Raw genomic sequence first — 10,905 nt, 5'->3', positions numbered from 1 at the left:
CGCCGAGCGCAACCGCGAGCCGGTGCGCAAGATCACCGACAGCCATCCCGACATGGACTGGGACGACGCCTACGCCATCCAGGACGCGATCCGGGCGCGCAAGGAAGCGCGCGGCACCCGCATTGCCGGCCTCAAGATGGGGCTGACCTCGTTTGCCAAGATGCGCCAGATGGGGGTGACCGATCCAGTCTACGGTTTCCTGACCGACTACGGCGCCTGCATGGACGGCGGCGCCATCGACACCGCGTCGCTGATCCACCCCAAGGTGGAGGCCGAGATCGCCTTCGTGCTCAAGCATCCGCTCAAGGGGCCGGGTTGCCATATCGGCGACGTGCTGGCCGCCACCGACTTCGTGCTGCCGGCGGTGGAGGTGATCGACTCGCGCTACGAGAACTTCCGCTTCGACCTCAAGAGCGTGATCGCGGACAACACTTCGTCGGCCCGATTCGTGGTGGGCGGCACGCATCGCAGCGCCGAGGGGATCGATCTGAAGAACCTCGGCGTGGTGATGGAAAAGAACGGCGAGGTGGTCGCCACCGCCGCCGGCGCGGCGGTGCTCGGCCATCCGGCCAGCAGCGTGGCCATGCTGGCCAACATGCTCGGCGCGCGCGGGCGCGAGCTGCCGGCGGGCACCTTCATCATGACCGGCGGCGTGACGGAGGCCATCGCGGTGGCGGCCGGCGACAACATTACCGTGCGCTACCAACACCTGGGGACGGTATCGATGCGGTTCGTCTAAGCGAATGAGCCAGAGAACAAGCCAACAAGGCAACAGGAGCAACACCATGCCCATCATGCAAGTTTTTTTGATCGAAGGCAGGACCGAGGAACAGAAAGCCCGCCTGATCAGCGCGCTGACCGACGCCGCCGTGGAATCGATCGGCGCGCCGATCGAGACAGTGCGGGTGGTGATCACCGAGGTGCCCAACACGCAGTTCGGCATCGGCGGCAAGACGGCGAAAGCACTCGGCCGCTGAAACGGGCGCGAGCGTAGGAAGCGGACTAAAGCGGCAATGGAGAGCCAGCATGGACATGAAAGCAAGCGGCAAGCATAAGGTAGCCATCATCGGCTCCGGCAATATCGGCACCGACCTGATGATCAAGGTGATACGCCACGGCCGGCACCTGGAGATGGGCGCGATGGTTGGCATTGACGCCGCCTCCGACGGCCTGGCCCGGGCCGCCCGGCTGGGTGTGCCGACCACGGCGCAGGGGATCGAAGGGCTGGTGAGGATGGCCGGCTTTGGCGATATCCGCATCGCCTTCGACGCCACCTCGGCCGGCGCCCACGCGCATCACGACAAGATCCTGCAGCAGCACGGCATCCAGGTGATCGACCTGACCCCGGCCGCGATCGGGCCGTACGTGGTGCCGATGGTCAACCTGGACCAGCAGCTCGCGGCAAGCAATATCAACATGGTGACCTGCGGCGGCCAGGCCACCATCCCGATGGTGGCGGCGGTGTCTCGCGTGGCCAAGGTGCATTACGCGGAGATCGTGGCCTCGATCTCCAGCAAGTCCGCCGGGCCGGGCACGCGCGCCAATATCGACGAATTCACCGAGACCACCAGCCAGGCGATCTGCTCCGTGGGCGGCGCGGCGCGCGGCAAGGCCATCATCGTGCTGAATCCGGCCGAACCGCCGCTGATGATGCGCGACACGGTGTTTACGCTGTCCGAGGACGCCGATCAGGCGGCCATCGAGGCCAGCATCGAAGCCATGGCCAAGGCCGTCCAGGCCTATGTGCCCGGCTACCGCCTCAAGCAGCGGGTGCAGTTCGAGCGCATCGATCCGTGCGCCCCCCTGAACATCCCGGGGCTGGGGCGGATGAGCGGACTCAAGACCTCGATCTTCCTGGAAGTGGAGGGCGCCGCCCACTACCTGCCGGCCTATGCGGGCAACCTCGACATCATGACCAGCGCCGCACTCGCCTGCGCGGAGCGCCTGGCCGAGACCAGCCTGGCAGCCGCCTGACCGTGCACAAGGAGATAGACATGGATCTGAACAAGAAGCTTTATATCTCGGACGTCACGCTGCGCGACGGCAGCCACGCCATCCGCCATCAGTACAGCCTGGACGATGTGCGCCGCATCGCCGCGGCACTGGATGCCGCCAAGGTGGATTCGATCGAAGTCGCGCATGGCGACGGGCTGGCCGGCTCCAGCTTCAACTATGGGTTCGGCGCGCATACGGACCTTGAGTGGATTGCGGCGGCAGCCGAGACCGTCCGCCACGCCAAGGTCGCCACCTTGCTGCTGCCCGGCGTGGGCACGGTGCACGACCTGCGCGCCGCGTTCGACGCCGGCGCGCGCGTGGTTCGCGTGGCCACGCACTGCACCGAGGCGGATGTATCGCGCCAGCATATCGAGTACGCGCGCGCGCTTGGCATGGACACGGTGGGCTTCCTGATGATGAGCCACATGACCACGCCCGCCGCGCTGGCGCAGCAGGCCAGGCTGATGGAAAGCTATGGCGCCGAGACCGTCTACGTGGTGGATTCGGGCGGCGCGCTCAACATGAACGATGTGCGCGACCGCTTTCGCGCCTTCAAGGACGTGCTGAAGCCGGAAACCCAGACCGGCATGCATGCGCACCATAACCTGAGCCTGGGCGTGGCCAACTCCATCGTGGCGGTGGAAGAGGGCTGCGACCGCATCGATGCAAGCCTCGCCGGCATGGGCGCGGGTGCTGGCAACGCGCCGCTGGAAGTGTTCATCGCCGCCGCCAGCCGGCTCGGGTGGAACCACGGCTGCGATCTCTACACGCTGATGGACGCCGCCGACGAGATCGTGCGGCCGCTGCAGGACCGCCCGGTGCGCGTGGACCGCGAGACCCTCGCGCTTGGCTACGCGGGCGTCTACTCCAGCTTCCTGCGCCACGCGGAGGCAGCCGCCGGGCGCTATGCACTGAAGACCGTGGATATCCTGGTGGAGCTGGGCCAGCGCCGCATGGTGGGTGGGCAGGAAGACATGATCGTGGACGTGGCGCTAGACCTGGTGGCGCGGCGGGAGGCGCAGGCAAAGATCGCTGCCTGATGCTGGCAAGGCGGCGTGGCGCGGTGGTGCCGGGCATGATGGTTAAGCGGAGGATGGCACCGGCCATCAAGCCTGCGCCGGCTCCTCCTCCCCGCGCGCCATGCGCCGGATCGCCTGCGGCGGCTGTCCGAACGCCCGCAGGAAAGCGCGCCGCATGCGCTCGCGGTCGCCAAAGCCGGTCTCTCTCGCCACCACATCGATCGGATGCCGCCCGGACTCCATCATCAGCCGCGCGGCCTCGATGCGCAGATGCTCCACCGCCTTGGCCGGGGTCTGTCCCGTTTCCTCGCGGAAGGAGCGGCTGAACTGGCGCGGGCTGAGGTGCGCCGCTTGCGCCAGCTGGTCGACCGACAATTCGGCGTGCAGGTTCTGACGGGCAAAGGCGAGCGCGGACTGGATGCGATCGGACTTGGGCTCAAGCTCGAGCAGCGCCGAGAACTGCGATTGTCCGCCGGCACGGCGATGATAGACGACGAGCTTGCGCGCGACCTGGCGCGCCACTTCGGCGCCGGCGTCTTTCTCGACCAGCGCCAAGGCCAGGTCGATGCAGGCGGTCATGCCGGCGGAGGTCCAGACCGGTCCGTCGATGATGAAGATGCGGTCTTCCTCCACGCTGACCGCGGGATACGCGCGCCGGAACCGGGCGGCGTAAATCCAGTGGGTGGTAGCCCTGCGGCCATCCAGCAGCCCAGCCTCGGCGAGATGGAAGGCGCCCGTGCAGGTGGCGCCGATGCGCCGCGTGCAGGGCGCTGCATTTTGCAGGAACGTGACCAGGCCGGGCGACGCCTGCTGGATATCGTTGTCGCCCACCACCAGCAGCGTGTCGAACGCGCGGTCGCCGAGCGCCTGCGTAGTGACGCAGAAGCCTGCCGAGGTGGGCACCGGCCCGCCTTGCTCCGACAGCAGGTGGACCTCGTAGAGCGGTTTGGCCGCGGTGAGATTGGCGAACTCCAGGACGCTGGTGACGCCTAGGTTCATGACCTGGAAGCCGGGATAAAGGACGATTCCGACACGCAGCATGGCTAACTCCTGCCGATGGCACAAAAGGTGGTATCTATGACATTGATGCCACTCGATTATGCACCTAATCTTCGTTCCGTGATGACCGGCATCGGGCCGGCAGCAACATCGGAGAACGAAAATGACCGCAGCTACAGCAACCTCGGCAACCTCGGCAACCTCGGCTAACACCTCGCACCAAGGCACCGCCGTGATTACCGGCGCGTCCTCGGGGATCGGCGCCGTCTATGCGGACCGGCTTGCCCGGCGCGGCTACGACCTGATCCTGGTCGCCCGCAACCGCGACAGGCTCGCCAGGCTGGCGGAACGCCTGACCAGCGAGACAGGCCGCTCCATCGAGATCGTTACCGCCGATCTGGGGGCTGACGCCGACGTCCGCCGCCTGGAGACGCTGCTGCGCACCGACGCCAGCATCACCTTGCTGGTCAACAACGCGGGCGTTGGCGCGGCGGCGCCGCTGCTCCAGTCCGATGCCGACAAGATGGCCGCGATGATCGCGCTCAACGTCACCGCGCTGACCCGGCTGACCTACGCCGCCGCGCATGGCCTGGTGGCGCGCGGCAAGGGGACGATCATCAACATCGCCTCGATCGTGGCGCTCGCCCCGGAATTGCTCAACGGCGTCTACGGTGGCTCGAAGGCCTTTGTGCTGGCCTTTACGCAATCGCTGCAGCATGAGCTGGCGGACAAGGGCGTGCGGGTGCAGGCCGTGCTGCCCGGTGCGATCCGCACGGAGTTCTGGGATGTGGCCGGCCACCCGGTGGAGAACCTGCCGCAGGACTGGGTGATGAGCGCGGACGACCTGGTCGACGCGGCCCTGTCCGGGCTGGACCAGGGCGAGGTGGTGACGCTGCCGTCGCTGCCGGATGCCGCCGACTGGCGCGCGTTCGAGGCCGCCCGCGCGGCGCTGGGGCCGAACCTGTCGCGCAGCGTGCCGGCCGCGCGCTTCAGGGTTGCCTGAGAGACTCAGTGTCGTTCAGGGCGAGGGGGAACAGTGAGATGCGGGAGCCCGCAATGGGCTCCCAAGACCTCACCCCAGCCTGAACTGACCCACCACGCCTGCCAACGCCCCCGCCTGACCCTGCAACGCCTCGGCCGCCGCGGTAGATTCCTCAACCAGAGCCGCATTCTGCTGCACCATCTGATCCAGCTGGCTAACCGCCCGGTTCACCTCCTGGATCCCCCGAGTCTGCTCCTGCGCAGCATGCGTGATCTCGGAAATGATGTTGGTCACCTTGTCCACGTTCCCGACGATCGCATTCATCGTCTCCCCGGCGCGGCGCACCTGCCCGGAACCTGACACCACGCTGTCGACGGTGGTCTCGATCAGCGTCTTGATCTCCTTCGCCGCCTGGGAACTCCGTTGCGCCAGCCCGCGCACCTCACCGGCAACCACGGCAAATCCACGGCCCTGCTCGCCCGCGCGCGCCGCTTCCACCGCAGCATTCAGTGCAAGGATGTTGGTCTGGAATGCAATGCCTTCGATCACGCCGATGATGTCGGACACCTTTACCGAGGCCCGCTCGATCTCGCTCATCGTGTGAATGGCATCGCCAATGGCGGCGCCACCATTTCCCGCTACCTGAGAGGCAGCAATCGCAGACGCATCCGCCTGCCTGGCCGACATGGCAGACTGGCTCACAGTCGCAGTGATCTGTTCCATCGACGCCGCAGTCTCTTCCAAGCTCGCCGCAGCAGATTCAGTGCGCCGCGAGAGGTCGATATTGCCCGCAGCGATTTCGTCGGCTGCAGCATGTACAGACGAGCTAGCATCCCGAATCTGCCGCATCACGCTAACCAGCTTCTCGGCGAACGCATTGAACGCCTGCGCAATTTGCGCCACCTCATCGGTTCCATTGGCTGGCAGGCGACGCGTCAGGTCACCATCCCCGCTACCAATGTCCCGCATGGCGTCCCGAATCAGCGACAGCCTTCGGAACGAAACCGCAGTCACCCCAGCAACGATGGCTGCAGCCACGCAAGCGATCACGATCAGCACGAACACCGATGCCATCAACATGGAGCGCATGCCTGCCGTAGCCTCGCCCTTGTCCAGCGCAATCACGGCGATCCAGTCGGTACCGGGCACGCCGCGCGCCCGCAGCAGCTTGGGCGCATTGTCCACATCGACCTGCAACGGCGCCTTGGCGCTTTCGAGCGCGGCGAGCTTGTCGATGGCAAGCGCAGGCATCAAGTCGGTCACGGGCTTGAGCGTGAGCTTGTCGTCCTGGTGGGCGACGATCTTGCCGTCCTTTGTTACCAGCACGCCGAAGCTGGCGGGCGTGGGGTGGATGGCCTTGATGTTGGCGATGACGCTGTCCATGGACACGTCGCCGGCCACCACGCCCTTGAGCGCGCCGTCGCGCAGGATGGGCACGGCGAAGGTCACGACCAGCTTGCCGCTGCTGGCGGCCACGTAGGGCGGCGTCACCACCGGCTTGCCGGCGGCCACGGCCTGCTTGTACCAGGGGCGGGACGTGGGATCGTAGTCGGGCCGCAGGCCTTCGGTCTTGGAGAATCGGTGGGTCTTGTCGGGAAAGCCGATGTAGGTCATGACGAAACCGCCGGCGCTGCTGACCTGCTTTAGCGCGGCGATGGCGGCGTCGGTTTCGGGCTGCGTTGCCGCGTCTTGCAGCGAGTTGATCATCTGCACGTGGCTTGCCACCCAGTCGGCGATGGCGCCGACGTGGCCGTTCTGCACGGCGGCCAGGTTGCTGTCGATGGCGTCGTCGCTGTACGAGCTGGCCACCACGTGATTGAGAACGGCATTGGCAATGAGTGCCACCACGACGATTGCCACGGATAGAGCCACGATGCGCGCGCGCAGGGAGGACAGCATGATTGGATTGATCTCTGTTTGGCTCGTCGGGCGGATAGCCTTGGAGCGATTGGGGGCGAAGGGTGCTGGTTCGCTATTACGGCAGTCTTGCCGGGGAATTTAGGACGGGTGGGCAGCCTGTTTGTAAAGTGCGAAGAACGCCGCTCGGATATCCGGGCAAAGCGCAATCTGGATGTTCGGATATCCGGATGCGCGCGCGGGAGAGGGGAGCACGGCAACGCAGCGCCGGCACCTTGCGTGGCAGGATCTTCTGGCTGGTAAAGGCGTCCGCAATACGCTGTTGCTCATCGAGCGCGGCCGCATCTACTGTCTGCAGGCAGGGTAGGCCATGGAGCGGCGGCGCCTCGATTGTGTGCCGCTATAGGCATTTTGTGATGTTTTGTATTGTATTAAGGTACAATTTATGTATAAATATGTCCACTAATGCAATACATCGTTGACCATCCTTAAGTGCGGAACTAAAGTGCAAGTATCTGAATAAATTGCACCTTAGTATTGGCAATGAAAACGGTCAACGACGTATCAGAGGCCCTTTCCAAGAGGACATCGACTACCCAGTACCGCAAGACGAAACTGGCGGATGATGCCGGCGTGAACTATCGGACGCTTCAGCATGTCCTGACCGGCTCCCAGGATTTCAAGGTATCGACGCTGCTCGCCGTGGCCGACCGCCTTGGGCTCGAATTGATGCTGGTGCCGAAAGAAGCCACATCCATGTTTCCTGAGCAGACGCCGCCACCGGCCGTGCCGACCAAGGTGCAGGCCGCGCTCGAACGGCTGCGCGCCCGCCGGTCATGAATATCAAGGCGCTGGCTATCTCCCTAGGTGAGCAGCGTCTTGGCGTCCTCTTCAAGTACGGCGAGGACCAGCCCATCCTGCGCTTCGTGGCGGACGAGGATTTCGCGCGGCAGGCCGGCGCCCCGACGCTGTCCCTTTCCATGCTGGCCGACGACCCCAATGCCCAGCGCGCGCTGTGGGCAAACGTTGGTTCAAGCCTCTTCAACGGCCGCTACTCCAACAGGAATGGCTGGCTCCTGCCGGCGTTCTTCCAGGGCTTGCTGCCAGAAGGCGTATTTCGCGACCATGTTGCGGCGGTACGCGGATGCGACCCGAAAGACCACTTCGAGATGCTGGCCGGATGCGGGCGTGACCTTCCCGGGAACGTCTACGCCTACCCCGCGACGCTCACGCGCGAGCAGCTGACCCACCTGGTGACCCAGGATGCGGACTCGCTGGAGATGAGCGTGACCGAGGAGCCCATGGACGACGGGGTATCGGTGTCGGGCGTTCAGCCGAAAGTGGGGGTCATCAAGGATGGCGATCGGTACGTCGGGCGCACCAGGATGCATGACACCCACATCATTGCCAAGCTGCCGGTGGTGGGCTACCCGCGCCTGCCTGAGCTGGAAGAACTCTCGCTGCGCCTGGCCGCTGCCGCGGGGGTCACCACCTGCGAGGCAAAGCTCGAGCCATTGGAGAAGCTCACGGTTGCGCACGGCTACGATCTTGGCGACGCCGGGCAGCAGACGAACTTCCTCGCGGTGACGCGCTTTGACCGGGCGCCGGGCGCGCGCTTTCACGTGGAAGATTTTGCGCAGATCATGGATGTGCAGCCCGAGGACAAATACACTCTCAGCTACCTCGACATTGCCGCGGTCATGCTGAATGAACTGTCGCTGGGGGAGCCTGCGGTGCACGAGCTGCTGCGCCGGATGACCGTCAACGAGCTGCTTGGCAACCCGGACATGCACTTGAAGAACCTGGGGGTGATCTACAGAGACGGCAAGACGCCAAGCCTGTCACCCGCTTATGACATCGTGGCGTACAGCGCCTATCAGCGCCGAACCGGGCACGCTCTGTTGATCGTGCCACCGGACCTGGCTGGTCAACCGAAGGGAAAGGCCCGGCCGGCGCAGGAGGGCAAGACGGCAAAGCCCAGTCTAACACCCTCGACCGTCCGGGAATTTTGCGCTCACCTTGGCCTGGTTGAAAAGCCGGCTGCCGCGGCAATCCAGCGCACGGTTCTTGCGGCCGTGCGGGACTGGCCGGACATGATCGCCCAATCGCAACTCACCGACACCCAGAAAGCCAATCTGCTCGCCAGCTTCGACGAGCATCCGATGGTGGTGTCAGCGCGCAAACGCGGATTCGGGCGCGGGTAGCGTCAAACTCAGCGCTGGTAGGCCGGTGGCAGGAAGCCGGCAAAGCGCTGTTGCGTGGTCGCCTTGAATTCCGGCGACTGGTAAGCCTCGCGGATGTCCTTGACGAACGGCTTGCCGGTGTCGGCGGTGCGCACGGCAACCAGGTTCATGTAGTAGTCGGGAATCTTCTCCAGGCTCAGCGCTTCGGTCAGCTTCAGGCCCGAGGACAGCGCAAAGTTGCCGTTGACGAAGGCGTAGTCCACGTCGTCGAGCGAGCGCGGCAGTTGCGCGGCTTCAAGCTGGATCAGCTTGAGCTTGTTCGGGTTGCCTTCGATGTCGCGCTCGCTGGCGCGGATCGGGTCGGTGCCGGCCTTGAGCGTGATCCAGCCGATCTGCTGCAGCATGGCGATGGCGCGCGCCAGGTTGGACGGATCGTTAGGCAGCGACACCGACGCGCCTGGCTTTACTTCGGTCAGCGACTTGTGCTTGCGGCTATAGATGCCGATCGGGGCGGTGGGGACCTGGATGACTTCCGACAGTTGCAGCTTGCGGTCGCCGGAGAATTTCTTCAGGTAGGCCACGTGCTGGAAGGCGTTGGCGTCGATGGCGCCATCCGCCAGCGCCAGGTTGGGCTGCACGTAGTCGCTGAACTCAACGATGGTGACCTTGTAGCCCTTCTTTTCCAGCAGGGGCTTGATGCCGTAGCGGATCTGGTCGGAGTAAGGGCCAGCGGTGGCGCCGAAGCGGATTTCCTTCTTGTCAGGATCCGCCGCGCCGGCCGTCTGGATAACGCCGAGCGCGAGCACCGCGGCAATCAGTCGAATTCCGAAACCCAGTTTCATCTATAGCTCCCATATTGTTTGTGTGCATCGTGGCTTGCCGGGATGGCGGCAAGCAAGGATGCCTATTGTAGGGAGGTGCATACGTTCAAGGAACGAGTAAAAGCGCATGCTCTTATAACGCACTTGAATATGCCTGGAAGCGGGGTTGCAGGCGTCTATGTGATGTAAACGGCTGTTGCGGCGTGGGCATAAGCATATTTCAATTGGGTAGTTGCGGGATAACCCGTATTGCGGTTATCATTCAAACGTCTCCTCCAATCCCACCAAGGAATTGGATTCGCGCCCGCCTCATTGGTGGGCGTTTTTGTTTGTGCTTCGCGGATCCACCACAGACTTTGGCCCGTTCGGCGGCTTCGGCAAATACGCCGGGTTTGCTCCCCTCTCCCCACTTGTGGGAGAGGGGCCGGGGGAGAGGGCGGGTGCTCGGCCCACGGGAACTTGCCGCTGTCGACGATGGCGCCGCCCACGCTGTTGCCGTGGCCGCCCAGGTATTTGGTGAGCGAGTGCACGACGATATCCGCGCCGTGCTCGAACGGCCGGCACAGGTAGGGCGAGGGCACGGTGTTGTCCACGATCAGCGGGATGCCGTGGCTGTGCGCCACCTTGGCGATGGCTTCGATGTCGACGATATTGCCCAGCGGGTTGCCCACCGACTCCACGAAGATCGCCTTGGTGCGCTCGTCCACCAGGTCGCCGAAGGCGGCCGGGTTGCGGCCATCGGCAAAGCGGGTCTCGATGCCGGACAGCGGCAGCGTGTGCGCAAACAGGTTGTAGGTGCCGCCGTAGAGCTGGCTGGCCGAGATGATGTTGTCGCCGGGCTCGGCGATGGCCTGGATGGCATAGGTGATGGCCGCCATGCCGGAGGCCAGCGCCAGCGCGCCCACGCCGCCCTCGAGCGCGGCCAGCCGCTGCTCCAGCACGTCGTTGGTGGGATTCATCAGTTCGCGCGGGAAACATCGGCCTTCCGGCCGGTGAGGGATAGCGCGCGACGCGAAGCGTCGCCCCTGTGCCCGCTCTCCTTCGTGGAT

At 64.9% G+C, this 10,905-nt stretch carries 10 protein-coding genes and 1 pseudogene; 7 read left to right on the top strand and 4 right to left on the bottom strand.

The features are described 5' to 3' along the window. The 4 genes from dmpH to dmpG form a co-directional block, all read left to right on the top strand. Positions 1 to 739: 2-oxo-3-hexenedioate decarboxylase (gene dmpH / locus ACYP5B_RS34320; protein ID WP_459572599.1), on the top strand; the 739-nt coding region annotated here is incomplete at its 5' end. Positions 740 to 743: 4 nt separating this feature from the next. Continuing rightward, positions 744 to 977 carry a 2-hydroxymuconate tautomerase gene (locus tag ACYP5B_RS34315; protein WP_459572598.1) on the top strand — a complete coding sequence of 78 codons (234 nt, stop codon included), beginning with the start codon at positions 744 to 746 and terminating at the stop codon, positions 975 to 977. A gap of 49 nt (positions 978 to 1,026) precedes the next feature. Further along, positions 1,027 to 1,974, top strand: a complete 948-nt coding sequence (locus tag ACYP5B_RS34310; protein WP_459572596.1) for an acetaldehyde dehydrogenase (acetylating) — start codon at positions 1,027 to 1,029, stop codon at positions 1,972 to 1,974. Between the two features lie 20 nt (positions 1,975 to 1,994). Continuing rightward, complete coding sequence (dmpG, locus tag ACYP5B_RS34305; RefSeq protein ID WP_400098426.1) at positions 1,995 to 3,035, top strand: 4-hydroxy-2-oxovalerate aldolase; 1,041 nt, start codon at positions 1,995 to 1,997, stop codon at positions 3,033 to 3,035. 66 nt (positions 3,036 to 3,101) lie between these two features. Here the strand turns inward: dmpG and ACYP5B_RS34300 are convergent, their stop codons facing one another. Beyond that, complete coding sequence (locus ACYP5B_RS34300) at positions 3,102 to 4,055, bottom strand: GlxA family transcriptional regulator (RefSeq protein WP_459572595.1); 954 nt, start codon at positions 4,053 to 4,055, stop codon at positions 3,102 to 3,104. Between the two features lie 121 nt (positions 4,056 to 4,176). Between ACYP5B_RS34300 and ACYP5B_RS34295 the strand changes: the two genes are divergently transcribed. Next, positions 4,177 to 5,016 (top strand): SDR family NAD(P)-dependent oxidoreductase, encoded by an 840-nt coding sequence (locus tag ACYP5B_RS34295; RefSeq protein WP_459572594.1) that lies wholly within the window; start codon positions 4,177 to 4,179, stop codon positions 5,014 to 5,016. Positions 5,017 to 5,085: 69 nt separating this feature from the next. On the opposite strand, the gene ACYP5B_RS34290 is transcribed toward ACYP5B_RS34295, so the two are convergent. Continuing rightward, positions 5,086 to 6,894: a methyl-accepting chemotaxis protein gene (locus tag ACYP5B_RS34290; protein WP_459572593.1), complete on the bottom strand. Its 1,809-nt coding sequence runs from the start codon at positions 6,892 to 6,894 to the stop codon at positions 5,086 to 5,088. Between the two features lie 501 nt (positions 6,895 to 7,395). Between ACYP5B_RS34290 and ACYP5B_RS34285 the strand changes: the two genes are divergently transcribed. After that, positions 7,396 to 7,692: a helix-turn-helix domain-containing protein gene (locus ACYP5B_RS34285; RefSeq protein ID WP_400098434.1), complete on the top strand. Its 297-nt coding sequence runs from the start codon at positions 7,396 to 7,398 to the stop codon at positions 7,690 to 7,692. Further along, entirely contained in the window at positions 7,689 to 9,056 is a 1,368-nt protein-coding gene (locus ACYP5B_RS34280) for a type II toxin-antitoxin system HipA family toxin (RefSeq protein ID WP_400098436.1), read from the top strand. The genes ACYP5B_RS34285 and ACYP5B_RS34280 overlap by 4 nt, the downstream gene beginning before the upstream one ends. An 8-nt stretch (positions 9,057 to 9,064) precedes the next feature. Here the strand turns inward: ACYP5B_RS34280 and ACYP5B_RS34275 are convergent, their stop codons facing one another. Together ACYP5B_RS34275 and ACYP5B_RS34270 are read right to left on the bottom strand one after the other, a co-directional pair. Beyond that, complete coding sequence (locus ACYP5B_RS34275) at positions 9,065 to 9,877, bottom strand: MetQ/NlpA family ABC transporter substrate-binding protein (protein WP_318234693.1); 813 nt, start codon at positions 9,875 to 9,877, stop codon at positions 9,065 to 9,067. A 419-nt stretch (positions 9,878 to 10,296) separates the two neighbouring features. After that, positions 10,297 to 10,818: pseudogene (locus tag ACYP5B_RS34270) on the bottom strand (aminotransferase class I/II-fold pyridoxal phosphate-dependent enzyme); the annotation flags it as partial. Positions 10,819 to 10,905: the final 87 nt, after the last annotated feature.

Source organism: Cupriavidus sp. 8B (genome assembly GCF_054589115.1).
The sequence above is the reverse complement of the archived record's forward strand: the minus strand, read 5'-3'. Positions and strand labels throughout refer to the sequence as shown.